Origin of the sequence: Indolivaga macrotermitis (assembly GCF_900128985.1) — a bacterium.
GTDB lineage: Bacteria > Bacteroidota > Bacteroidia > Bacteroidales > Dysgonomonadaceae > Dysgonomonas_A > Dysgonomonas_A macrotermitis.
In genome coordinates, this window is the sequence record NZ_FQUC01000021.1 from 20598 (window position 1) to 42837 (window position 22240).

At 36.1% G+C, this 22240-nt stretch carries 31 protein-coding genes and 1 tRNA gene; 3 read left to right on the forward strand and 29 right to left on the reverse strand.

Going from position 1 to position 22240, the window contains the following annotated elements:
• Position 1: 1 nt before the first annotated feature.
• Positions 2-691 carry a hypothetical protein gene (locus BUC12_RS18330; protein ID WP_062184254.1) on the reverse strand — a complete coding sequence of 230 codons (690 nt, stop codon included), beginning with the start codon at positions 689-691 and terminating at the stop codon, positions 2-4.
• Positions 692-916: 225 nt separating this feature from the next.
• Between BUC12_RS18330 and BUC12_RS20175 the strand changes: the two genes are divergently transcribed.
• Positions 917-1090, forward strand: coding sequence for a hypothetical protein (locus tag BUC12_RS20175; protein ID WP_157257581.1), 174 nt, complete (start codon positions 917-919; stop codon positions 1088-1090).
• Between the two features lie 45 nt (positions 1091-1135).
• On the opposite strand, the gene BUC12_RS18335 is transcribed toward BUC12_RS20175, so the two are convergent.
• The 8 genes from BUC12_RS18335 to BUC12_RS18365 are packed head-to-tail and all read right to left on the reverse strand — an operon-like array spanning position 1136 to position 3162.
• The gene (locus BUC12_RS18335) at positions 1136-1321 is read right to left on the reverse strand and encodes a hypothetical protein (RefSeq protein ID WP_062184257.1); all 186 of its coding nucleotides are present in this window, start codon (positions 1319-1321) and stop codon (positions 1136-1138) included.
• Positions 1322-1340: 19 nt separating this feature from the next.
• A complete protein-coding gene (locus BUC12_RS18340) occupies positions 1341-1589 on the reverse strand; it encodes a hypothetical protein (protein WP_062184260.1) in 249 nt (82 codons plus the stop codon).
• Positions 1586-1777, reverse strand: a complete 192-nt coding sequence (locus BUC12_RS18345; RefSeq protein WP_139262118.1) for a hypothetical protein — start codon at positions 1775-1777, stop codon at positions 1586-1588. The genes BUC12_RS18340 and BUC12_RS18345 overlap by 4 nt, the downstream gene beginning before the upstream one ends.
• Before the next feature lie 16 nt (positions 1778-1793).
• Entirely contained in the window at positions 1794-1979 is a 186-nt protein-coding gene (locus BUC12_RS20180; protein ID WP_062179222.1) for a hypothetical protein, read from the reverse strand.
• A 10-nt stretch (positions 1980-1989) separates the two neighbouring features.
• A complete protein-coding gene (locus BUC12_RS18350) occupies positions 1990-2193 on the reverse strand; it encodes a hypothetical protein (protein WP_062184264.1) in 204 nt (67 codons plus the stop codon).
• A 10-nt stretch (positions 2194-2203) separates the two neighbouring features.
• The gene (locus BUC12_RS18355) at positions 2204-2524 is read right to left on the reverse strand and encodes an SH3 beta-barrel fold-containing protein (RefSeq protein ID WP_062184267.1); all 321 of its coding nucleotides are present in this window, start codon (positions 2522-2524) and stop codon (positions 2204-2206) included.
• A gap of 18 nt (positions 2525-2542) precedes the next feature.
• Positions 2543-2929 (reverse strand): hypothetical protein, encoded by a 387-nt coding sequence (locus BUC12_RS18360; protein WP_062184270.1) that lies wholly within the window; start codon positions 2927-2929, stop codon positions 2543-2545.
• A 44-nt stretch (positions 2930-2973) separates the two neighbouring features.
• A complete protein-coding gene (locus tag BUC12_RS18365) occupies positions 2974-3162 on the reverse strand; it encodes a hypothetical protein (RefSeq protein ID WP_062184273.1) in 189 nt (62 codons plus the stop codon).
• Positions 3163-3335: 173 nt separating this feature from the next.
• On the opposite strand from BUC12_RS18365, the gene BUC12_RS18370 reads away from it, so the two are divergent.
• Both BUC12_RS18370 and BUC12_RS18375 read left to right on the forward strand, forming a co-directional pair.
• Positions 3336-3635, forward strand: a complete 300-nt coding sequence (locus BUC12_RS18370) for a helix-turn-helix domain-containing protein (protein WP_062184276.1) — start codon at positions 3336-3338, stop codon at positions 3633-3635.
• A gap of 7 nt (positions 3636-3642) precedes the next feature.
• Complete coding sequence (locus BUC12_RS18375; RefSeq protein WP_139262119.1) at positions 3643-4158, forward strand: hypothetical protein; 516 nt, start codon at positions 3643-3645, stop codon at positions 4156-4158.
• 12 nt (positions 4159-4170) lie between these two features.
• Here BUC12_RS18375 and BUC12_RS18380 read toward each other — a convergent pair whose 3' ends face one another.
• From BUC12_RS18380 to BUC12_RS18470, 20 genes are all read right to left on the reverse strand, one after another.
• Positions 4171-5088 (reverse strand): structural protein, encoded by a 918-nt coding sequence (locus tag BUC12_RS18380; protein ID WP_062184283.1) that lies wholly within the window; start codon positions 5086-5088, stop codon positions 4171-4173.
• 98 nt (positions 5089-5186) lie between these two features.
• Positions 5187-5318, reverse strand: a complete 132-nt coding sequence (locus BUC12_RS20405; protein ID WP_262485553.1) for a hypothetical protein — start codon at positions 5316-5318, stop codon at positions 5187-5189.
• A 234-nt stretch (positions 5319-5552) separates the two neighbouring features.
• Positions 5553-7046 (reverse strand): phage portal protein, encoded by a 1494-nt coding sequence (locus BUC12_RS18385; RefSeq protein WP_062184286.1) that lies wholly within the window; start codon positions 7044-7046, stop codon positions 5553-5555.
• An 11-nt stretch (positions 7047-7057) separates the two neighbouring features.
• The gene (locus BUC12_RS18390; RefSeq protein WP_062184290.1) at positions 7058-8299 is read right to left on the reverse strand and encodes a PBSX family phage terminase large subunit; all 1242 of its coding nucleotides are present in this window, start codon (positions 8297-8299) and stop codon (positions 7058-7060) included.
• Positions 8244-8804 carry a hypothetical protein gene (locus tag BUC12_RS18395; protein ID WP_062184294.1) on the reverse strand — a complete coding sequence of 187 codons (561 nt, stop codon included), beginning with the start codon at positions 8802-8804 and terminating at the stop codon, positions 8244-8246. Before BUC12_RS18395 ends, BUC12_RS18390 begins: the two co-directional genes overlap by 56 nt.
• Before the next feature lie 7 nt (positions 8805-8811).
• Positions 8812-9552: a ParB N-terminal domain-containing protein gene (locus BUC12_RS18400; protein WP_062184296.1), complete on the reverse strand. Its 741-nt coding sequence runs from the start codon at positions 9550-9552 to the stop codon at positions 8812-8814.
• Entirely contained in the window at positions 9545-10222 is a 678-nt protein-coding gene (locus BUC12_RS18405) for a phosphoadenosine phosphosulfate reductase domain-containing protein (protein ID WP_062184300.1), read from the reverse strand. The genes BUC12_RS18400 and BUC12_RS18405 overlap by 8 nt, the downstream gene beginning before the upstream one ends.
• A gap of 245 nt (positions 10223-10467) precedes the next feature.
• Positions 10468-10827 carry a hypothetical protein gene (locus tag BUC12_RS18410; RefSeq protein WP_062184303.1) on the reverse strand — a complete coding sequence of 120 codons (360 nt, stop codon included), beginning with the start codon at positions 10825-10827 and terminating at the stop codon, positions 10468-10470.
• Between the two features lie 142 nt (positions 10828-10969).
• Positions 10970-11043, reverse strand: a tRNA-Val gene (locus BUC12_RS18415).
• Between the two features lie 2 nt (positions 11044-11045).
• On the reverse strand, positions 11046-11492 hold the full coding sequence (locus BUC12_RS18420; RefSeq protein ID WP_062184306.1) for a hypothetical protein: 447 nt from the start codon (positions 11490-11492) through the stop codon (positions 11046-11048).
• 98 nt (positions 11493-11590) lie between these two features.
• Positions 11591-12271: a hypothetical protein gene (locus BUC12_RS18425; protein WP_062184309.1), complete on the reverse strand. Its 681-nt coding sequence runs from the start codon at positions 12269-12271 to the stop codon at positions 11591-11593.
• Positions 12272-12348: 77 nt separating this feature from the next.
• Positions 12349-13767, reverse strand: a complete 1419-nt coding sequence (dnaB, locus tag BUC12_RS18430; protein WP_062184312.1) for a replicative DNA helicase — start codon at positions 13765-13767, stop codon at positions 12349-12351.
• Complete coding sequence (locus BUC12_RS20385; RefSeq protein WP_236689415.1) at positions 13751-14599, reverse strand: hypothetical protein; 849 nt, start codon at positions 14597-14599, stop codon at positions 13751-13753. The genes dnaB and BUC12_RS20385 overlap by 17 nt, the downstream gene beginning before the upstream one ends.
• On the reverse strand, positions 14599-14781 hold the full coding sequence (locus tag BUC12_RS18440) for a hypothetical protein (RefSeq protein WP_062184315.1): 183 nt from the start codon (positions 14779-14781) through the stop codon (positions 14599-14601). Before BUC12_RS18440 ends, BUC12_RS20385 begins: the two co-directional genes overlap by 1 nt.
• Entirely contained in the window at positions 14778-16925 is a 2148-nt protein-coding gene (locus BUC12_RS18445; protein ID WP_062184380.1) for a DNA cytosine methyltransferase, read from the reverse strand. The genes BUC12_RS18440 and BUC12_RS18445 overlap by 4 nt, the downstream gene beginning before the upstream one ends.
• A complete protein-coding gene (locus BUC12_RS19910) occupies positions 16925-17128 on the reverse strand; it encodes a hypothetical protein (protein WP_073357338.1) in 204 nt (67 codons plus the stop codon). The genes BUC12_RS18445 and BUC12_RS19910 overlap by 1 nt, the downstream gene beginning before the upstream one ends.
• Positions 17115-19637, reverse strand: coding sequence for a DNA methyltransferase (locus BUC12_RS18455; protein WP_062184317.1), 2523 nt, complete (start codon positions 19635-19637; stop codon positions 17115-17117). The genes BUC12_RS19910 and BUC12_RS18455 overlap by 14 nt, the downstream gene beginning before the upstream one ends.
• A 110-nt stretch (positions 19638-19747) precedes the next feature.
• Entirely contained in the window at positions 19748-21406 is a 1659-nt protein-coding gene (locus tag BUC12_RS18460) for a DEAD/DEAH box helicase (RefSeq protein WP_062184320.1), read from the reverse strand.
• On the reverse strand, positions 21391-21759 hold the full coding sequence (locus BUC12_RS18465; RefSeq protein ID WP_062184324.1) for a PDDEXK family nuclease: 369 nt from the start codon (positions 21757-21759) through the stop codon (positions 21391-21393). Before BUC12_RS18465 ends, BUC12_RS18460 begins: the two co-directional genes overlap by 16 nt.
• On the reverse strand, positions 21759-22238 hold the full coding sequence (locus BUC12_RS18470) for a hypothetical protein (RefSeq protein WP_062184326.1): 480 nt from the start codon (positions 22236-22238) through the stop codon (positions 21759-21761). The genes BUC12_RS18465 and BUC12_RS18470 overlap by 1 nt, the downstream gene beginning before the upstream one ends.
• Positions 22239-22240: the final 2 nt, after the last annotated feature.

Genomic DNA, 22240 nt, shown 5'->3' on the forward strand with positions numbered 1-22240 from the left:
TTTACTTTTTATTTTGTTCGACAATTTTTTCAGTACCGGCGGTAATGGTTGCGACAAAAGAGTCAACTTCTTTGACTTCACTATCTCCACCACTTGGAGGTACAGTTTCTTTGAATCCGTTATTAACAAGTTCCTGTTTAGCTGATGCCCATTGAGAATTTAGATCTTCGACAAAAGAATCAACTTCAGCTTCATCCTTAAAAGTTCGTCCTGAAATGGCGGGATTAGCAAAGTATGAAGGGATGTTTTTTTCTTTGATAGAATCAACAAGTTTTCTCGATAGGGTTGTTTGGAGTTTTTCTCCTTGCATAGCAGATAATGAACCGGTCAATGTTTCGACATTTTTTGTCAAAGCGTCAATGGCTTTTTGCCATTCAGGTACATCTTTAGGTGGATCTTGCTTTGTTGTATCGGGTTTTGATTTTTTCAAATCCTCGATTTCTTTTTCATACTTCGTTTTCAACTCGGATTCTTTAGTTGAAGTTGAAGTAGCAGCAACACTATTAATATTCGCTTGTACTGCTTTTAATGCAGGAACAAACGGTTTAATAGCTTCTGCTATCTGGCTTTCGTCGGTGATTTTTTCAGCGTCGATAAGACCAACATAAATGTTTATCGTATCATCTGACACAGAGGTTTTTCCTCCGATCAGAATTGCGTCTTTAAATGCTTTGAAGATTTTTTCTTTCATTGCTTGTAAATTCGTTAAACTTATTTTAAGCTAAGTTACAGATAACAAGCAGGGGTGTGAAGTATTTTGAGGGTAGGGGATAAACAGTTTTAATTCTGTTTGTGAGTAGGTCGAAAGGTGGGTAGAAAACTACTTATTGACAGGTCGATAAGTTTTCGTATTAAGTGCAGTAAATTAAAATATTTTCTTATACTATTGCATCTTGTTTAAATAAAATTAAAGAAAATGGAACAAGATTTTAGACCTTTAGAATTAATGAATTTTGGCAAGAAAGAGTTTTATTCAGCTATAGCACTCCATGCTATATTAACTGCAAATCCGAACAAATCTTATCATTACAAAGATGCAGCGGAGGAAGCTGTAAAGTATGCAGAAGCGTTAATTAAAGAATTAGAGTAAACAAAGTAAAATAGCCTACTTTTCGGGTAGGCTATTTTTCATATCTCACTCTTTTATGTATTCGTTATAAAAAATACTGATTGTTGTATTTCTATCACTCTCTGATTGCAGGATGTTAAGAATTAAACATTTACCATCTTTAGTTTCTCTTAATAACCATTCGTTGATTTCGGCTTGAAGCATATCTCTGCCATTGCCGCTGAAAATCTTTACTTTTAATTGATGTGCCATGATTGTTTATTTTTAGTTATTACAAATAATTTCCTATTTTACCCTTTTCAGGATCTAATGATAATTGACCTTTATTTAACAGGTGATAGCCTGTATTGAGACTAAAACCGACCTGACCTCTATTGCCTTTTTCAGTGTAATACGCATACTGAATTGTATTTGTATACTTATTGTATTTAGGTCTGAAAGAACCTATCTTTTGACTACCCTTTACCATGATAGAGCCGTAAAGGGTAGGTTTATTTTGAAGTATATCGAGTAGAGTCATTGTTCAGATTTTATCACATCGTAATTATCAGGCCATACAGAACATGAATATATCCATCCCATATGATGTACATCAAAATTAACAACACCGTTTACTTTGCCCGGTGTTGTATGGCTTGCAATCTCATCACTGACCTTTAACCCCAAACGGGTTAACTCATAGTCTAATTCACCTTTTAACTTTATCATGATTATATACTTTAGTTTAATAATATTCAGGATACTGCTCTCTGAACGCTTCATCAGCATCGTTTATGAATGAATAATAGAATCTTCTCGGGCTTTTAAATAGTAGCTTATAACTCACGCATTTACCGTTTTCTATTATTGCTTGTGCTTTAGCGGTATTACCATCTATTTCTGGGTATATCAAAAAGTCTATTGTTTCCATATCTCAATAATTAATACCAATAACTGCTCTGTGCCCTGCACACATTATAATCCTCAACATTAGCATTGACGATGCTGGCAAAGTTCTCGTCAGTTGGCTCAACACCATTCGTAACTTCTAGATAGAATTCATCAAATGAATCTAAAATCAGCTCACTTGGGTCTTCAAACCAATTAGGGTGTAGAATTGCCTTTAATTCTTCTTTTGTTATCATAGCTGTATATTTATGCGATTGATACTAAATTAGCTTTCTTAAAACAGCGATATTCTTGTACCTCTGTATCGAAATAGGTTTGAACTGTGTCGTTTGGCTTTCTTTCGCCTTTTGTTTCAGGCAAAACAGATTCTTGAAGAGTGCCATAAGCTTCACGTAAACTACCATCTACCTTTTTGAAGTAGAACTTTACGATTTTGCTTTTCATGGCAATTCTAAGTTTTATATTCTGCCAGGCTACATGTAAAGCTTCACTCATTGAAAAGCCATTTCGCTTAACGAATTGCCAAGCGAGTTTGAATACTGATCTTAATACTTCTTTTGTTTTCATTGTCGTGTGTGATTATAATTAAAAATGTGCTGTCATTAATTCATTAAACTCTTTGCCATTATCAGTCAATGTTTGCTCTTTATCAACAGTCCAACCAATATGGAATCTATAACCACCTCTATAACCTGAGTATAATATCACGTCAAACATTTTACCATCTCGGTAGTAGTTAAGGTTCTGCTTACAGCTTATATAGCTTTCTGAACCTGTTTTGACATTGAGAATCTCGCGAGCGATGCGAATATCATCATGTTGATGTGATTCGTAGTCGTTTATGCCGATTAATGAATTATTTTTATTGATAATTACATTTGCCTTTTCACTAAATATTTGTAGTGATGCCTTTTTTATTGCATCTAACAGTACATCTAATTCTATTCTGTCGTAAAGATTCATTGCTTTCATATCGTGTGTGATGTTGTACAGGGCTTTCGCCCTGCCAGTTGTTATTATATTACTTCTACTGATTCTACTTTATAAGAGTCAGCTACATAACAACCTGCCTCTTTATCATTTTGCTCTAATTCGGCAATTACCTCAATTGCTTCGCCTTCGAATCTGAAAGGGTCTGTAACTTCGTTGCCTGTAATTGTATCAATTACTACAAATCTTACTTTTATTGAATTAGCTACTTTCATATCTTTTGTTATTTAGTTATGTCTAATATTTCTATGACACAAATGTAATACATATATATTACAAAACAATGATTCAAAAGTTAAATATTGTTATGTATTCATATTACATAACCTTAAATAGTGTAGTATATGTATTTGTCTTTTATATTTGTACTCATTAAAATGTATGTAGCATGAATATTATACGCATAGAAGAGATAATGAAAGAAAAAAATATAGGGGTAACAGAGCTAGCTTCTATAATGGGGGTTAACCGGCAAACAATATATTATTATATCAAGCAGGATGATAAAAATTCAATATCTCAGCTTCAGAAGATTGCTGATGCTCTAAGTGTCTGCCTTTCAGAACTCATTAGCCATCAAGAACCAGATAACTCCATCACTTGTCCCAATTGTGGCAAAAAGTTCATAATGGAAGATTCACATATCCCGGATCATGCTAATATTAGAGGTAAAGAATATTATAAATAACCCACCTATGAATAAACCCAATTACATTGCAACCGCAAAGAGCGATTTTAGCATTAAAGACTATCCGTTCTCCCAAGGGGTGAATTACCACTTTTATATAGAAGATTTATCTACAAAGTATTTTAAATCGTGGATTATCGGAGAATCTGAATACTTCCTGATAAATAAGGATCTGTTCGATATTAGACCTGTCGAAGACCGGGCTTTGACATTTAAAGAAATTGAAGCTTTGACAAACGAAAAGTTATCTATCCCGAATGATAAAGAGATAGTTGAAACGAAAGCAATATTAGAACAGAAGTTGGATTATAAACCTATCAACCGGTTGGATAATCTAGGTGTAAAGGAAGGATATTCAGAAGCTATCAATGTCCTTGATTCTAAGATCAAAGATTATAATAAAACAAATATCAATGATTTGAAAACCGATCAGGGACGAGCTATTGTTATGCTTGCTATTGATTACCTGAAAGGTGAATGTAGTCAGAAAATGTTGTGTAATGTTCCGATAAAAGATAGATGATTATTCATCGGACTAAAGTACCGGTATCTCCGGCTCTTTAACCTCTACAACTTCACCATTTACAATCCGTATCATATCAGCTTCGGAACATAAGACTGGCGTTGCAGTGCAAAGACAGCCTACATGTATTCCTATGAATTTATGCGACTTAGGAAAAACAGTTCCGTTCATTCTTGCACAAATATCGCAAACGGTCGCTTTTCGTTCAGAATTTCGAAGTTTATAACCGGTAACAAAAGGCATTTGAGACCATCTCAAATGATCTGCTTCACGATAAGCCCTATTGATAGTCTCTTTAACCAATCGCAGTGCATTAGCTTGAGAGTTGCGATATACGCCTTGCCCAGGATTATAAGAAAGAGCGTTCTTTGAGGGTTTTAAGTTTCCAAACTTATCGCGTACCCTGCGAAATCTCATATCAGGTTTATTCAGGTACTTCTTAATGTCTTTAGCGAGAGATTTAGCTGATTGACCTTTCTCTAAACCTGCACTGAGTGCTGATTCAAGCTCTTGTCTAAGATTTGCATTCGAACTCCACACACGATCAGACAAAGTCAAACCTTTAATCTTACTTTGCCTGAATGTTTCCAGAGCTTTTTCATTATGCGATTTTAAGCTATCTGTCGCAATTTTATCATACTTACTGAATGTTTGGTCGATTAGATTGTCATTCTTCAAATTTGACAAGCTCCAGACATTAGAAAGCTGATTATTTATATATAGATTCAACTTAGTACCGAGATTTTTTATCAGTTCATCAGCTTTTTTCTTTAGAGTAGGGTAATTCTTGAAGTAAACATATTCATCAAGCGGAAGATCCAGTATCGATGTAGCCGAAACAAGATCTTCAACCATTTCGCTGTACATCTTTTCTAAATCTAGTCTTATACGGAGTTGCTTTTGTTTGTATTGCTTATCGTATTTATTCATGATAGTTCGTCATTTAGGTACAGTTAAAAAGCAAGAAGGTCGGAGTTGCAGCCCCAAACCTTCTCTATTAATCCCATAAACTGAAAAAATGAGAGTTATTATTTGATAATAGCTCTCACAAACTCTTTCAGCCATAGCCAAATAATATACCGTTTACGAGGGCGAATATTCACTGACAAGCTATTGCCTATTGATGGAGCTTGTGATACTTTGAATTTTAACTTGTTCATACTTCTATTTTATTTCCACAACTGCGATTCGGGCATTTAACAAAAGTTTCATTCCGTCCTTGCATTTGGATGTCTTTTCTTTCATATTGAAATACACATCCACAGATCGGGCATTTTTTTTCGAATAATTCAGGATGCTGCAACATGTCCTTTCCTTGTTTAATAACTATCATATTATATAATTTGGAATAATTATTGTAATTTATTGTATATAATTATTGCAGAAAATTGTATTTATTCTTCTTCTGATAATCCTATCGGATAATCTACCATTTCGTTTCTTTTTTTCTCATCAGCTTCTATAGCTTCCAGTTCCTCTTCTATATTATCTTCTTCAACCAATCCGGCTAATATGATACCTGTTTTACGGGAAGCAATACCTCCGGTAACAGCATCAGAAGCATTCTTAATTTTATCAGCTATATCGTTTATCATATATGGGACTATCTCGACATCAATATCTATTGTCTCGGCAGCATCCGCATAAGCAGTATTAACGGATCCGATAGCTGACACAAGAAAGTTATACCGGCGCTGTAAATGTTCTCCTAATGTTTCGGCATGCATTTCAACGGCCATGTGAGCTCCCATGAAAGCATATTGAAAACTAACACCCGAAAAAGCATTACCAAGGCCTTGAAGATTCTCAAAACTGATACGTGGTGTATTTGTGAGAGAATAAGCCCTTTCAGTTAAGGTATCAATCTCAAGCTTTGCAGCTTCAGGTGTTTGCTGCCAGGATAAATATTTGAGGTCTGCACCATCTTCTAACTGAACTAATCCCCCACGTGCCGCTTTCGGATTATTCCCTACAATACCACCAGTCGCAACAAGCTTCGGGAAGAAGTTGTAATCAATACAATCACCATAATTAGATATAATTGTTTCAAGCCTGTTTCTTATTGGACGTATCTTTTCACACAGAGCTTTATCTCTCCACGAATAGATTGTCGGATTCTTCTCGAATTGATGTTTAAATGGATATCCTGTCTCATCCTGCCATGAAGCTCCACCCTGTTTCCACAAATAAACATTATCGTCATCAACAAATTGGAAATAGGTAATAAAAGTGCCATCTATCTGCTTTACTTTGTATTCACGTCCAAGACCTTTATAGTCATTTACATCATCAAAGAAAGGAAACAGAATATCTCCACGGAAAGGAGACCATATGGCGCATTTGAATTTACGTGTAGCATTTGTTTTAATTCCAAAGACAGATTTAATTTTATTAAGAATCAACTTCCAGAAACTTTTATCTTCAACAGTGTACCAATATTCAGCGACCTCTTTTTCCGAGAGCCATGAACGAACGACACGTTTATTGAGATACTTTACCTTGTTTTTCCGGTCAATAGTTTTTATTACCTTGAAAAGTTCTTTTTCTTTATTATCATCTGTCTCACATGTAAGATTCGGTTCTGTACCAACAGTAAATGCAGTGTGAATATTCACGATATCTTGTTCTAAGGGTAGAGGGATCCTATTAACCGGTTCTGGCTTCGTAATGGCAGTTTTTGTTACTTTGCCTGTGAGAGGATCTCTTTCTTCCGGGCTGATAACTTTTATTTCATCCGGACGTTTTTCAGGATCCATCACATCATGCTTCTCAGGCTCCCAATCTGCACGGAGCTGATCCACATTTGGTAGAGGTGTTTTTCTTGCTTGCTTGATATATCTTATTCTTTCGGATATATCTTCTATTTGTAATATCTCTTGTATTGTCATTAAAAATCGTATTAATAAAATACTCCTGTTAAATCTATATCCTGTTTGATTCGTCCCATTATCGCACCCATAACCCAATATCGAGCAGCATCAATAATATGATCATCTTGACCTTCCGGTACTTCATTGACGAACTTATTTAGTTTATCATCAAAGCGCCAAGTATAATTTCTAAATTCTTTGATTGCGTTGATACTTCTTTCTGTCACACAGATTTTATATCCTTGCATCACCGAAATACCTGCATTAACGCTCCCCGGGCCTTTCTTGACTGAATATATATCTATCCCTGCATTCTTGATTTCCTTAACAAGTCTTTCATCTGCACTTTCAGACATAACTTTCATTGGAGGCAGCTTTTTATGTTTATTAATTATATCTGCTGATACCATATGTGTGCAATAGCATTTTTCATCGATATACAAAGTCTTAGTTGCTTCAACGAATGCACAATCAACAATAGCTGTAGGATCATTCGTATATCCAAAGTCCTGTCCATATCCACGCTTCATAATGCCTTCAGGTATTTCTTTGACGATACTCCAATTTGAAAATATCAGACCTTCGAGAGTAGCACGCTTGCCCAATCCGTATATTTCCCATTTACGCTTATCGACAGTACCATTCTTTCTGTTTTCTTCAGTATCTTGATAAGAAAGAATCTGTTCTTTAGCATTATCTGGAATAAGAGGATTATCGAGCATGGTAGAGTGCATATAGCACGTCTTTTTTCGCTTGCAAATCTTATCATATATCCAGTGCTCATCATAAGATGGGTTATAGTCTAGAATAGCAAAACCGGAACACCGTTGCATGAGCTGTGCGTAATCATCGAAGCTGGCTTCTACCGCTTCATTTATCCAGAACGCATCGGACTTCATACCGTGAATACGTTGTTCATCGTCCAATCCTAAAAACCAGAACTCTGTATCATACAATTTGTATATACCAGCTCCTACGGATTTATTATGATTCTTTTTATCATACAGTCCGTAATCTTTCAATATATCAATAAAGTCTTTGACCACTGTGGCTGTTAGCCATGTCGCTTTAAGACGGGAGACGATAACACGCTTGTTACGGCCTTTATTTTTTTCTGCGTATGTTATCCAGAATTGGCATATTGAGTGAGTCTTACTTGACCGGGAGCCGCCTTCTAGGACAAATACGTTATATCGTTTACACTGATAGGCAACATTAAGTTTCTTGTATACCGGAGTCAGTGCTATCTTCCTCTGTACTACTGTTGCCATTCTGTATATTTTTTATTTCTTCAAGATCTTTATCGGATAGTGGAGTATCTGCAAATACTAACTGCACACCGACAGTTTCACCATTAGATGTAACATCCAGTTTCTTTCCATCAATAACCGATTTGCGCCATTCTTCATCGTGATTGAATAACCATTGCGCCAATACACTCGGATTAGGGGGTAGCTCTGTTTCGGTTTCCTGAATGACATCACCATCCATCAATGATCCATCTTCAATTTCAACTTTCCGGCGAGTAACAGTTCTTGTTTTGATGCCTCCTAAACCTATGGAGAGATATTTTTGACGCACAATCGCATTGATTTGTACGCGTGCGCGTGTGAGTGCTTCGGACAATTCGGGCACAGCTTCTTTCTTCTCACTAAAGTAAGTCGGATTTAAACCCATAGAAAAAGCTATTTCTTTATCGGTTAAACCTTTCTTAGCCAGACTTTCAATCTGATCTAAGAACTCTTTACTCTTGTAATTATATTTAGGCTTTGCCATAGTTTTATTATTCTACACGTTCAATCATGTTTTCAAATACTTCTCCTTTCAGGAACTTTTCTCTAGCATCAAAACCGAATCTTTCCATAAAAGCAGCTTTAGTTTTATAATCTTCGAATGAAATCATCACATAAGCTTCCATATTTTCGGCTTTATCTTGAGCTTCTTGCATCACCTGAGCTTTGACTTCTTTATTATGGGCGATCTTTTCGGCTTGAGACAATTCTTTCTTGGCTTGTTTTATGGCTTCTTTCTGATTCTGAACAGGACCAATGAGGTTGTTTATTTCATTGGTGATGCTTTGTTCTGTTTCTGTCTGGAACGTGAAGTCAATTCCAATAAGTTGTAAATCATCACCTGTTAATCCGGCATTCTTATAATCAATGTCCGGAATGATAGTAGATAGAATATCGAGGTCGAATTGCGTTCTTGACTGGGTTTGAAAGATATTCTGTTCTTTCTCTGTTTTCAGGTCAAGTTCAATCTTTTCTACTTTTACTTCATAATCAGTATCAGGTGTGCCATCGTATTTATTCAGAATATCTAATGCCATAACTCTTTTATGTCCGTCGATTAGATTGCCTGTAATAACGTTCCACACTATACCGCCTAAAAAAGCAACTCTTTTGATATTCTTTTTTATCTCATTGATTTGCTCTTTAGTATGATTCTTTGGATTGTAAGGGGCAAAGTTGATCTGACTTCGCTTGATTACAACTGTTTCGCTTTGTTTGTATAGGTCACTCATGTTGTAGCATTTGTTTATTATCATAATCCCATAGAATCTTTTCAGACATGGGGAATGCTTTCAATATCTTCTTTAAATCTTCAGGGTGATTTTCTCTTAGCCATAAATAGCATTCGAGATTAAAACCAACACCACCGCTTGCTTTTTTTGAGTATCGTACAGGTATAGGCATATTCTTTTGATTGACATAAGCCAATACCTCTTTATTTGTCCAATCTGATAAAGGATATACTTTGTTCGTTTCGGATATAGGAGTATCACCATATGAACTCAGCATCAATCTGCGATTCAGGCTATCAGCTTTTTTCATTCCGAAAAATGAATAACTAATGCCTGTTTGCAACCTGATTGATTCGTCTATATCTGCAAGTTTGAGAAGTTTGATTTTGGGATTGGGTACGCAATATGTACCACCTCTAAATATATAAGTTAAATTCCAATGTGGAACTTGAAGTATCTTAATGTTTGGGTATTTCGATTCAGCCCAACGAATATATCTGTTTATATGTTCAAGATCTCTCACGAAATACATGAACACACAAATAATCTCTTTGAAATAAGGTGCCATTAAATCAAGCAAAGCCAGTGAATCTTTACCACATGAGTAAAATAAAATAACCCGATCAGCCTTTTGACTAACGGTTTCAATTATTCTATTTGCGATTTGGATTTTACTGACTCAGCTTTGATTTTTTGATAAATAATAAAGTGATCTGTTTATCTGTGTTAACCAGATGACATACCAAATGATCGACGCAAGTCTCCATAACGTTGCCTTCTGCTGATAAACTGACCACCTCTACCTACTGCACCACCTGAACTGGTTGATGCTGCACGGGTACCACCCCGGTAACCGCTTGTAGCATTTAATGTTCTTCTTTGTCTACTTCTGACTCAGCTAAATAAATTAAAGGATTAAACATTCTTATTTAGAACCTTACCCAGATCGTAAACGATTTGAGCTGCGGTATAGATCTCACCCTTGTGTTCATATTCGATAAATTCACCTTTATCATCGACCAATAATTCGATATTTGAACCTGTAATTTCAACAAGAGCATTTACCCGGTCTTTATTATACCCAACATAAAATTGAATAGCATCATAAGGACGGGGGATAAGTATACCATCTTCTTCTTCAGGATATCCTTCATCATCCAATTTACAATATTTGTTATTGCTGTTTGGCCGGATCTCTCTAAACTCTTGTGTCTTGGTCCCGTCGATGATCTCATCGAAAAATTTCTGCTTAATAATTAAAGTAAGAATCTTCATATAATATAAATTTGTCGTGTGAATTCTAATTAAATTTACGAAAAACAGACGAGATATACAAATAATTTACAGCCAAAAATGAACGATATTTTATCACCGAAACTAACGAGTATATCTCATATATCCTTTATTTATCAGTTAGTTGCGGGGGTAGGGCTCGAACCTACGACCTCCACCAAGTCAAAGTGGCAAGCTACCAACTGCTAACACCCCGCGGTCTATCTTAATCCATTCAGTTCAATTCTGAATAAAATCTCACTATAAAGGTAGTCAAGTGATACCTGAAAATCCCGGTAAAACCTGTACCACGAACAAACAGAACGTAAACTGTTTGAAACATGAGAAGGGGATATCTGTAAGACCTCCGCTATCGAATCTCGTTTACCTCTTTCAAGAAATTGCCCTGCGAATATTCGAGGTGAATAAAGCAGGGCAGCTACGATTAGAAAGTAATGTTTTTCGTTATATTGCAATGTGTTGATATCGTCTCTGTTTTTACAGAGCTCGAATGTCCAATCATAAATAGTATAGATGGTTGATATATCTTTCAGCTCCGATTTTAGTACTACTTTTTCTATTTCTCGAAGCTTATCTAATTGTTTTTGATATTCTTCAATATCATCAATTCTTTTTCGAAGTATACCTTCAGTTTTTGTCTTTTCCATTGCTCCGATATATTAAATAAAACATTATCTTTGTGATATATCGGTAAGTTCTCCGGAGCTTACATATTAAGAGTAACCTTAGTCGTGTGGGGTTGCTCTTATTTATTTTGATTAGGTTTGTCGATCAGTTCATAATCATACACCCATACCCAAGGGTTGTTATCCCAAGTATCTTTGCCATCAATCGAATTAATAAGAGCTTTGTAAGCTTCACGAGGAGTTAAAAAGAGTAAATAATCAAAACCATTCACAAATAGTTCATTGTTTGATATTGCCGGAGCAATTCCCTCTTTAAAGCAATCCTCATTAGAAATATCCTGCAATCTTTCGGCTCTTACAGCTATAATCTTAATGTAATGACGGGCACACCAAGCAGGCATAAATAGTTTATTCAACCAACCAGACTTAGATTTTTCCTGCTGAATACACAATTTTTCTAATCCTTTGTGTCCCCAGGAGAATGGAAGTTCTATCTTCTGTTCATCAAACTTATAATTGACATACCAGATATTATGCGAATGGGTTATTTTATATGGTTCCTTGAGATAGAGAATATCTCCAACTTTGTACTTGGGTTTTACTAACCATTCTGAACCGTCTTTCTTTTCGCTTCTCTCATTTTCATCGAGAGCCACAATACGAATAACCTTTCCATCCTTTAAATGAGCTTGCAAACCACCGTAAGCATTTGGCGGACAAGCAACGATTCTTCTTGTCTGAATTTTTATCTTTTTGACCGTTTTGCCATGCAATGGTGGTATAAAACATATTCCTTTCATAATTTTATTGGATTTATTATGTATAAAATTTTGGTTTTTCTATATATGTTCTGGTTGATATGTATAGAGAATCATGTTTAAAAAGGGACATCATTACTAAACCTCTCCGATTGAATTTCATATACAGGTATTTCATGTTTGTAGTTATAATCAAAGAATTTAGTCATACCTATATTATGTTTGAATTTCACAGTACCAGTAGCTCCATTTCTGTGTTTAGCTATAATTAGTTCTCCATAATTTGATTCTTTAACTCCATTCTTATCAGTCACTTCAATACCATAATACTCCGGTCGGTGAATGAATATTACCATATCAGCATCTTGTTCTATAGCTCCCGATTCTCTTAGATCTGATAATAGAGGTTTCTTATCAGATCTGGATTCATTTCCACGATTTAACTGGGATAACAGAATAAAAGGCACTTCAAGCTCTTTTGCTATTTTCTTAGCCGTACGTGACATCTTTGCAACTTCCTGTTCACGGCTTCCGCTTTCTTCGTCATTTTCGGCAAGCTGCAAATAGTCGCCGACAATTAAACCTAATTGGCCTTTCTTTTTAAGCAGACGGCACTTAGCCCGGATATATCCCATAGATGCACATGGATTGTCATCCACATAAATGGGTAATTTCCATAGAGTGCCAGCGGATTTCTCTATTAAATCGATTTCTTCATTCGATAGATATCCTGATTTAAACTTTTCAGGATCAACATTAGCCTCAGACAATATTAAGCGATTTGCCAAACTTACATCTGACATCTCCAGAGAGAAAAATGCAACCGGTATACCTTGCAGAGCCGCTGATTTAGCATGTTGTAGAGCTACGGCCGTCTTACCCATGGCAGGGCGTGCGGCTTCAATAATAAGATCTCCAGGTTGCCAGCCATTAGTATATTTATTTAAGTCTGCAAATCCAGTATTGACTCCCGATCTAATACCTTGACGCGCAAGTTTTATGCGATTATGCATTTCTTCAAGTGCTTTCTTGATTGGGACAGATACATGATCTCCATTTGCTCTACCAATCAAAGCCTCTTGCAGTTCTTCAATTTTCTTACCAAATCCGAAAAGAACATCTGATATATCAGAATTCAGCATGATTTGCTGTGTAATTTCACGGCCAATAAGAATTGCTTTACGCTCTATCGATTTTTGCTTGATGATATTAGCATGAAAAGCAATATGGGCAGCAGAAGCTACTCTTTCGGTTAATTGGGCAATTGCCACTGGACCTCCTATTTCTTCGAGTTTATTATCGTTTCGTAAAGATTCGACAACAGTCATCATATCAATAGGTTTACTCTCCTTGTTCAGCCGTCGAATAGAATTAAAAATAATCTGATGCTGATCTGTATAGAAATCGTCCGGTAGAAGTATTTCTTCAACTAAAGAGAATGCTTCCTTTTCTATCAGAATGGCACCAAGAACGGCTTCTTCCAACTCTAAAGCTTGAGGAGGAACAAAACCTATATCCGGATTAATCGGGGATAACATAGGTTTGTGCTGGCTTTTCTTGTTGTATTTTGTTTTTTCCATATTCCTTTTTAGCCCAGTTTAATACAGTCCGGTATAGATTTGTGTAACGTTTTCTTAAATCTTTACGATTCTCGATTTGCTCCACTGTATCTGCTATTTGCCGGCTTGTATAATCTTCTTTTAGTTTAAAAAACTCCTTTTCTGTAATTTGTGATGGGAAATTTTTAGTGTTGCTGCAATAGGGAGCAGCTTTCTTTATCCATTCATTAAATTTTTCAAAATCGGGGTGAGTGGGTGAAGAAACTTCTGTTTCTTTCTTATCTCCGTTAGGAGATTCTTTAATAGAATTATTATTCTCTTTCTTTACTTTCTTATTATTTGTGCCCTTGCTGTGCCCTATCTGTGTCTTTTGATGTGTTCCTATCTGTGCCTTTAATTCCTGTAACTCTTTTAATATCATAGATATATCTGTGTCCTTAACTGTGTCTTTTGCTGTGTCCTCGATATATTCTGTCGAATTGTATTTATCAAATTTACAGAGAGTTATCACATTCATCCCTTGGGAAGAATCAGTCGTTATAGATCCATCTTTTTTTAATTCATCCAAAAACGCCCGAACTTTCTTTTCTCCCCATGTCCATTTTTTAGCAAGAAATCTTATAGATGCAGGATATTGACCACGTCCGTATTTTATTTCCCGACCATCGATGTACTCAATTGTTACGGCTCCATCATATCGTGCTGATTGTATTAAATCTATCCACGCTTCGAACTCCGAAAGTACCCGTGCTTTTGTCCAGAATTTATGAGCAAAGCTTTTACGGTTTAGTTTTATAAATCCCTTATCCATTATTTGAAATCTAATTCGTTTTGACCTCTCTTTTGAAGCTCATTTCTATATTCTTTTAGAGCTTCTTTTACCATTGTCTCATTACGCATTAATCCAAAAGGAAGAATACCGGACAATCTAGCCTCGCAACGGGCTATCCCGTATCTAAGTTGTTCATTTGTATAATCTTTAATTGTTTTCATACAACAGCCATTTGATGTTTGTATAATTTTCGGGCATTGGCTTCGCATATTACACGAGCCATATTAACTTCTACGGCATTACCTATATACTTTTTCTGCTCGGCTTGAGTACCTATCAAAATATAATCTTTAGGAAATCCCATTATCATTTTGAGTTCAGGAATACGAAGCATTCGCATTTTTATATCGAGAATACCATACATCGCCATAAACTCTTTTATTTCTTTCATTTTGGGAGAGTCATCTTTATATATTTCATAGATAATAGTATTATCAATAGTTTTGATGAAAGAAGGTGCATGCTTTTGCTCTGTAGATGCTTCGATTAAATATGGAGGTGTTTTATCCATTCTTGCAATCAAGGTAAAACATGGACTTTCAATGTCTTTTCCTATCCTTCTATATTGAGCATCCATTAAATAATGCCATTTTCGGTTTGCTGTGACAGTAGGCGAAGGTTCATCTAATGAAGAACCTACATTGCCGAAATTGGTATTCATTAACCAGTTACGGCAAGTAACAAGATTGTATTTTGGATTTGCCGTTATTCCTCCTAATGGATTATTGATACTTGCGGCCTTCGATTGTCCGAATTGTTGGTCAACAAAATGACATTGTACTAAATTCTGCTTGGGATTAGTCATTATTGCTGGACATGGTTTATTGACAGAACTTATTTGACCTCCACCCGAATAGTTGTTCATGAAAAATGGGGATATAAGAGAAAATCGATCTTTGGTTAATACTGTAGGGCATGGAGATTCCAAATCTTTAGGTTCATCTTTGTAGTTGTATGAACATAAGAATTTGGGACTGACAAAAGCTAACCTATCCTTAGTTGTTACAGTCGGCGATGGACCTTCAATAGAGTGATTGTGACCATTTCCATAATATGCAGAAAGGAATGACGGTGTTACTAATGACTGACAATCTTTTGTCCTCAAAGTAGCTGCCGGATCATTTATATCTGAAATCATTTGATCGGGATTACCTGAATAATATTTTGTCAAGAATGTAGCATTGACAAAAGAATGATGATCTACTCCAGTAATTGTGTGGGCGGGTCCTTCTATACTTATATTCTTACTATCAGGATGGCCGGAATAGTGTTTACACAAAAATGCTTGGACTAAACCGAACCTATTATTGGTTGTAACCGTATTACATGGATCATTGATTGATTTAACCCTGTCATTTCTTTGATTATATTGGACTAAATATTTTGTCGAAATTAACTGTAATCGACCTTGAGTACTTATTGTTGGACAAGGATCCTCAATTCCAGGAGCGTTATATTTCCCATTTTGGCTCATCGAATTGTATTTTAATAGAAACTTATCTTTTCCTCCTGCTACAAATTTTATAAGTCCGGATAATATCCTATCGAGAGTAGCTTCTACCAAAGGTTTTTTTCTGCCGAATATAGACTCACCTTCATCTGAGAAATTAAGACATTCTTTTACAGGTTTCCATTTCAGGAGACTATTAAATAAATCTTTTGTACCTGTTTTACTATGAGTTTGACTTGGCCATGTAATAGGTAAATCTTTTCGGGCGAATATTCCAAAAAAACGCTTTCTACTTGTATATGCACCATAATCAGCAGCATTAAGTATTCGATAATCGAAATTGTAGCCATATTTTTTGACCTCATTTATCCATCTGCGATAATGCTTTCCATTAGTTGAAGAAATAGGTTTTCCTCTCTCATCAAGATCTCCCCACGACATGAACTCTTCTACATTCTCTATTTGTATATAGTCCGGTTCAAGATTATGAATGTATCTGAATAAATGTTCCGCTAAGGTACGGCTATCAGCATCTCTGGGTAAGCCACCTTTTGCTTTACTAAAATTTGTACATTCTAAAGAAGCCCAAAGAACAATTTTTGCATTTGGATATTGTATTTTATTAAGTTTAATACATAACCATATTTTAGTAAGATCCAGCGTTCTTATATCTTCTGTGAAATGTAAAGCTTCAGGGTGATTTTCTGCATGTGAAGCTATTGCATTGGCATCATGGTTTACACATGCTATTACTTTAGCGCATTGTTCCCCTTTCAGACGGGCATTTTCTACACCTGTCGATGTACCTCCAGCTCCGCAAAATAGATCTATATATAGGAATCGTATATTATCCATCATTTCATCAATTTATATCCATCCATATAATTACCAACCCGATAAGATTTAACTACATTATTTTCGGATATAATACCCAGTACATGAAGTTCATTCGTCGATCTCCAAAACTCAGATTTACTCATATCGGCCATATTATGACAAAGGAGATAACTGTGTATCTCCTTTATTCTTGCTTCAATTTGTTCTTTATTTCGTCTCATAATCAATCATATCAAATAAGGTTGGCATACTTAATTCATATTCAAGCGACTTTAAATAGAAAAGCCCATCATCGTAATATTCAGGCTTCAACTCAGTAGATACAGCTTTTCGCTTCATCTTAAGAGACATATAAGCAGTTGAGAATAAACCTCCGAACGGATCATCTACCGTATCACCCTGATTGGTAAACCGGTTAATCAAACGTTCAATAATATCAAGCTGAAGCGGACAAATATGTTTTTCTTTCTTCCGGTTAGCCTGATTGGCATTGAGTGTATTCATCCGGTTAATATCCGTCCAAACAAGATCATTCGAAGATGTAGGCGGGATCATCATAAATTCTTTAGATAACCGGCCGGATTCCATCAGATCATTACACACCCTCAAATGTTCCTGAAAATTATACACATGCGTTTTATCGAACTCTTTCCACATATTGCAGATTGTACTAGGCTCGAATGTTTTCAGTTCATCATACGATAAAAACCTGTTACCGTTAGATTTCCAATAAGCATGTGCATCTAATTGCCAAAGAGAAAGAAGGTATTCATCGATTTTCTTTACTACCGGATCATCAGCATAGGCATTTGACCTGTCAGTAGGTATTTTTCTAAACAGATATACATATTCAGGTAGACCAACTCCCATTTTAGTACCGTCTTTACGTTGTTCGCTCCAACCTAAACGGTATGTCTGGTTGTTTTCACGAACTACATCGGTCGTTATGGTAATCTTACCTACTAAAATAAATCCGTGCTTTCTGAAATGGTAAGATACATCCGCAGCAAAGTCTTCAATAGAAGTAAAACCCGTTCCAGTCTGATAAGAATACCGGATGCGGTCTTTAATATGAATCGCAGCTATCCGACCGGGCTTTAATGTTCGAAGTAAATTTGGTGTCAGATAATCCATTTGTTTAAAGAATTCCTGATTCCCATTGTTGTGTCCGAAATCGTTGTAATTATCAGAGTATTCGTAGTGATCACCAAAAGGTATTGATGTCAGAATCATCCCTGTGCGGTTATCTTCCATCTCCTGATGTATAACTACCGTATCATCATTATATACCATCGCATCACCGACCTTGTGTGATCGACGGCCATTAAATATTTGTCTTTTCATGTCGTGTGTAATTTTACTTGAGTTCAACCCGTATTTTCTAACCAGGTTAATCATGTTCTCCTGAAGCTTTACGTGATTTCTCCATTTCTCAAAGAGAGTTTTTAATACTTCCCTTTCATTTTGGGTATAAATGATGTAAACATGTACTTCATTTACCTGCCTGAACCTGAATACACGGTGCAGGGCCTGTATAAAATCATTGAACTTGTAGTCTATTCCTACAAATACCATATTATGACATACATGCTGAAAATTACATCCGGATCCCGCAATAACAGGCTTAGTAGAAAGTACCTTGTATTTACCATTCGAAAAACCGATAAGTAAATCTTCTTTGTCCTGATTCTTTTGAGAACCATAAACCGAACGAAGATCAAAACTTTTAAATTTCTTCTCAATGGCCGTGCGTTCCGATTCTCTGTGATGCCATAGAATCCAATTCTTATCAGGCTCTTTGCTTACAATTTCTAAAGCCTTGTTAACCCTTAATTCTACTGTTTCCGATTTCTCACGGCTTACATCAACTAAGCTCTTGGTATTATCCTTAAATAGAACAGGTTCACCTTTTTTATTGAGAATAACATTATCAGTCAGATATTCAACTTCTATCTCGTGGATATGAAGCTTAGGTAAATTATAGCCTTCATCAGAGAATCCGAGATCAGAAGGTTTATTAATAAATACAGCCCATGTAGATACCCATTGCCAGAACTCCTGCTCTTTGTTTTCATAAAGGGTTAGGTTGCCGGCCGTTGTGCTATCTCGCTTAAAAAAGCGTGTCAAAGCATGCCCACGATCAATTACTCCCAGAAAGTCAGCATAATTGAGAATCTCAATATAATCGTTCGGGGTAGGGGTTGCAGTTGCAACAAACCTGTATTGTATCTTTTTAAAGAAAGTAAGTACATAACTCGTCGTTTCAGTAGAAAGATTCCTGAGAATAGATGCTTCATCAAAAGACACCCCACAAAACTTAGAAGGATCGATATCTCCTTTTCGTACACGTTCGTAATTGGTAACATATATCTTTACGTCGTAACTACTTATGCTGTCAGTATCGGTGATATACTCAAGATCCAGTTCCGAATGAAAGAATTCTTTATTATCCCGCTTAAATTCACCAACAACACCCAATGGCATACAAATAAGAAAAGGCTTATTCTCTTTGCGGATGCATTGGTAAGCCAGTTCAAGTTGCATAACTGTTTTAGTTAGTCCGAATGATGCGAAAATTGCACGACGACCGCCTTTTAAACACCATTGCGTGATAGCTTTGGCATGAGGTAATAAATCTCCGATAATACCATCCGGCTCAAAACCATATTCTTCTGCTATAACTATTTTATTTTCGAGAAATTCTACATACTCTTTATTTTTAGTTTCCATTTTAATGTAAGTTTAACCGGGCCCGATTGGTTAATACTCTTCGTAACTGGTGAGAAACTCGACCTCTCACACAAATACCACCTCAAAAGAGGATTATTTACAGCTATTGGTTATATATTCTTACTTAATAAATTAATAACTCCACTTTGTACACTCATCTCAACATCATCACGTGCCCCGGTAATCGCATTTGATACAGAGCGTTTTTTATCAATAATATCATATATATGTTCGTCTATCGTGTCTTTTCCAAGGAGATAAACACAACTGACAGAATCAACCTGTCCGATCCGGTGAGCTCTGTCCTCACATTGTTCACAATCTGCCGGATGCCATGGTAATTCGAGAAAAGCGACACGGCTTGATGCGGTTAGAGTAATACCCACACCGGCAGCTTTGATAGAACAGATAATTAACTGCACTTTCGGATCTTTCTGAAACTTATCGACATTAGCTTGACGAGTTTGTGTATCATCATCTCCAAGGATAGTCACAGCAGCCGGAAATGATTTTTTTATCATGTCCTGAACCTCTCTTAAATGGGTAAATAAGATTAGTTTTTCGCCTGAATCAATTACATCAGAGATATATTCGATTGCATCTTTGATTTTACCACGAGCCGAAATATTTTTGAGTATTCCTATACGGACCATGATTTCTCCTTTCATGGACTTCTGGATCTGGGTATCCGTAGCTTGTCTGTAACGCTTCAGGTAATCTTCCAAATCAGCCAAGGCGTCATTGTATTCTTTACGAGTAGTGATGTTGCAAAGAACGATCTGTCTCATTTTAGCAGGTAATTCTTTTAGTACATCGGCTTTCTCTCTTCTGTAAAAGCAATTCTTTTTTAGCAGGTAATTAAGTTCATGATATCTATCACTACTATCGCAATAAGATGAAACGAAATTTTTATAACCTCCGAAATCTTCCATACGATCCAAAATCCCAAGTTGGGATATTAAATCATTTGGCTTGTTAACGACAGGTGTACCAGTAAGCAGATATACATATTCTTTTCCAACAGAAATACCTTTAACAAACTTTGTTGTTTGAGTTTTGATATCTTTCACTCGGTGACTCTCATCACATACAATAGATTTAAATAACTTTATCTTTGATTTGAACTTGATGTGATTAAGCCGTAATGGGACTTTCTTTCCATCTTCACCGATAGGCTGTTTAATTTCAGCTACGAAATACTTCTTTAGACTTTCATAATTGACGATAAATATATCAGCATATCGCATTTGATAAAGCATATCCCACGTATCCTTGATGCTATCAGATAGAATTGTGGCTTTATGATTGCCCCACATATCAAACTCTCTTTCCCAGTTTATTTTAAGAGAAGAAGGACAAATCACTAAGCATGGAAAAGCCTGTGCTGCAATTACAGTCGCTATAGCCTGAGCCGTCTTTCCAAGCCCCGGCGCATCTCCTAAAATTGTTTTTTTGTGAATTAGGTTATAAGCAACACCTTGACGTTGATATCCGAATAGTTGACGTTTCAAAGGTATATCCTGTTCGAGTATTGGCATTTCAGGGATTCTCATATTGGAGATAGGCTTTGGAGCCGGTTTATCTCCTATTTGAAATCGGTGAGTTTTCGCGAACTGATTAATATACGATCTACTCGATATCGGTACGAACCATGATTTATCCTGATAATTGAATTGTCTGCCAGGTATAAGTTTTATATCATTTACTATATTTTGATTATAGTCGAATAAAATATTAAAACCTCTAGGTGTCTCTATAATTTTACGCATGATGACGTCGTGTTATTTATCATTTGTAATACTTTCAGGTGTTCTCCTCGCTTTAGCATTTGATAGGTAAACTGAAGTACCTTATATCCGTGAATTTGAGCGAGGTTTATTTTGACCAAATCATTCTCATAACCGTCACCGCCCCTTGTATGACGACCACCTGTAAATTGACCGCCATTAACCTCTATAATAATTTTAAGTACAGGCATTAAGAAGTCAGCCCGGAATTTTCTTTTTGTAGGTAAGAAATGAGAGAAAGGTACTTCCGGCATTGTGAACCGATCTACTTCTTTGAGCTTTTTGTGAAGTTCAGAATATAGAACCTTTCTCTCGATATTTCCTGATAGTTTCATCAATAGACGGTTTCGGATTCGTCCATTTCTGCGGGTTCCGCTTCCGGTTCTTCATCTGTTTGAACTTCGTTTGTGTCAAACTCATTAGCTCCATCGGCTTCTTCTTGAAGTTTTTCCTGATACTGATTAAATAGATTGTGATCGTATTCAGTCATATTCTCAACGAAGCTTTCGTCTGTGTCAGAACGGGTAATAAGTTTTTTGTTTTTAGTGGGTGTATGCCACTGAACGGTACATTCAATATTACGGTATTCATAACCTGCTGCAATTTTGTCGGATAGGCTGTTAATTGATTCAGCTTTTTCGTTGATCTGGCTACCATACTGGGATGTCACAGCTTTCTTTTGATCTTCAAGTCTGCGTTTGTTTTGAGTTTCAACTGCTAATTGTTGAGACATCTGCATCTTTTCATCATCTGTAAAATAATACTCCAAATTGCGTTGACAAGTCTCATACTGACTTTTTTCTAAATCGTTCATAA

Excerpts from the sequence above, each read along its gene's own strand:
- BUC12_RS18365 (WP_062184273.1), bottom strand. The coding sequence starts at position 3,162 with ATGAAAGTAGCTAATTCAATAAAAGTAAGATTTGTAGTAATTGATACA.
- BUC12_RS18345 (WP_139262118.1), bottom strand. The coding sequence starts at position 1,777 with ATGATAAAGTTAAAAGGTGAATTAGACTATGAGTTAACCCGTTTGGGG.
- BUC12_RS18355 (WP_062184267.1), bottom strand. The coding sequence starts at position 2,524 with ATGAAAACAAAAGAAGTATTAAGATCAGTATTCAAACTCGCTTGGCAA.
- BUC12_RS18370 (WP_062184276.1), top strand. The coding sequence starts at position 3,336 with ATGAATATTATACGCATAGAAGAGATAATGAAAGAAAAAAATATAGGG.
- BUC12_RS18420 (WP_062184306.1), bottom strand. The coding sequence starts at position 11,492 with ATGGAAAAGACAAAAACTGAAGGTATACTTCGAAAAAGAATTGATGAT.
- BUC12_RS20405 (WP_262485553.1), bottom strand. The coding sequence starts at position 5,318 with ATGAACAAGTTAAAATTCAAAGTATCACAAGCTCCATCAATAGGCAAT.
- BUC12_RS20385 (WP_236689415.1), bottom strand. The coding sequence starts at position 14,599 with ATGGATAAGGGATTTATAAAACTAAACCGTAAAAGCTTTGCTCATAAA.
- BUC12_RS18375 (WP_139262119.1), top strand. The coding sequence starts at position 3,643 with ATGAATAAACCCAATTACATTGCAACCGCAAAGAGCGATTTTAGCATT.
- BUC12_RS18385 (WP_062184286.1), bottom strand. The coding sequence starts at position 7,046 with ATGACAATACAAGAGATATTACAAATAGAAGATATATCCGAAAGAATA.
- BUC12_RS18425 (WP_062184309.1), bottom strand. The coding sequence starts at position 12,271 with ATGAAAGGAATATGTTTTATACCACCATTGCATGGCAAAACGGTCAAA.
- BUC12_RS18410 (WP_062184303.1), bottom strand. The coding sequence starts at position 10,827 with ATGAAGATTCTTACTTTAATTATTAAGCAGAAATTTTTCGATGAGATC.
- BUC12_RS19910 (WP_073357338.1), bottom strand. The coding sequence starts at position 17,128 with ATGAGACGAAATAAAGAACAAATTGAAGCAAGAATAAAGGAGATACAC.
- BUC12_RS18455 (WP_062184317.1), bottom strand. The coding sequence starts at position 19,637 with ATGGAAACTAAAAATAAAGAGTATGTAGAATTTCTCGAAAATAAAATA.
- BUC12_RS18380 (WP_062184283.1), bottom strand. The coding sequence starts at position 5,088 with ATGAATAAATACGATAAGCAATACAAACAAAAGCAACTCCGTATAAGA.
- BUC12_RS18440 (WP_062184315.1), bottom strand. The coding sequence starts at position 14,781 with ATGAAAACAATTAAAGATTATACAAATGAACAACTTAGATACGGGATA.
- BUC12_RS18445 (WP_062184380.1), bottom strand. The coding sequence starts at position 16,925 with ATGGATAATATACGATTCCTATATATAGATCTATTTTGCGGAGCTGGA.
- BUC12_RS18390 (WP_062184290.1), bottom strand. The coding sequence starts at position 8,299 with ATGGCAACAGTAGTACAGAGGAAGATAGCACTGACTCCGGTATACAAG.
- BUC12_RS18460 (WP_062184320.1), bottom strand. The coding sequence starts at position 21,406 with ATGCGTAAAATTATAGAGACACCTAGAGGTTTTAATATTTTATTCGAC.
- BUC12_RS20175 (WP_157257581.1), top strand. The coding sequence starts at position 917 with ATGGAACAAGATTTTAGACCTTTAGAATTAATGAATTTTGGCAAGAAA.
- BUC12_RS18335 (WP_062184257.1), bottom strand. The coding sequence starts at position 1,321 with ATGGCACATCAATTAAAAGTAAAGATTTTCAGCGGCAATGGCAGAGAT.
- BUC12_RS18470 (WP_062184326.1), bottom strand. The coding sequence starts at position 22,238 with ATGAACGATTTAGAAAAAAGTCAGTATGAGACTTGTCAACGCAATTTG.
- BUC12_RS20180 (WP_062179222.1), bottom strand. The coding sequence starts at position 1,979 with ATGGAAACAATAGACTTTTTGATATACCCAGAAATAGATGGTAATACC.
- BUC12_RS18400 (WP_062184296.1), bottom strand. The coding sequence starts at position 9,552 with ATGAGTGACCTATACAAACAAAGCGAAACAGTTGTAATCAAGCGAAGT.
- BUC12_RS18465 (WP_062184324.1), bottom strand. The coding sequence starts at position 21,759 with ATGAAACTATCAGGAAATATCGAGAGAAAGGTTCTATATTCTGAACTT.
- BUC12_RS18330 (WP_062184254.1), bottom strand. The coding sequence starts at position 691 with ATGAAAGAAAAAATCTTCAAAGCATTTAAAGACGCAATTCTGATCGGA.
- BUC12_RS18350 (WP_062184264.1), bottom strand. The coding sequence starts at position 2,193 with ATGATAACAAAAGAAGAATTAAAGGCAATTCTACACCCTAATTGGTTT.
- BUC12_RS18340 (WP_062184260.1), bottom strand. The coding sequence starts at position 1,589 with ATGACTCTACTCGATATACTTCAAAATAAACCTACCCTTTACGGCTCT.
- BUC12_RS18360 (WP_062184270.1), bottom strand. The coding sequence starts at position 2,929 with ATGAAAGCAATGAATCTTTACGACAGAATAGAATTAGATGTACTGTTA.
- BUC12_RS18395 (WP_062184294.1), bottom strand. The coding sequence starts at position 8,804 with ATGGCAAAGCCTAAATATAATTACAAGAGTAAAGAGTTCTTAGATCAG.
- dnaB (WP_062184312.1), bottom strand. The coding sequence starts at position 13,767 with ATGTTATCCCCGATTAATCCGGATATAGGTTTTGTTCCTCCTCAAGCT.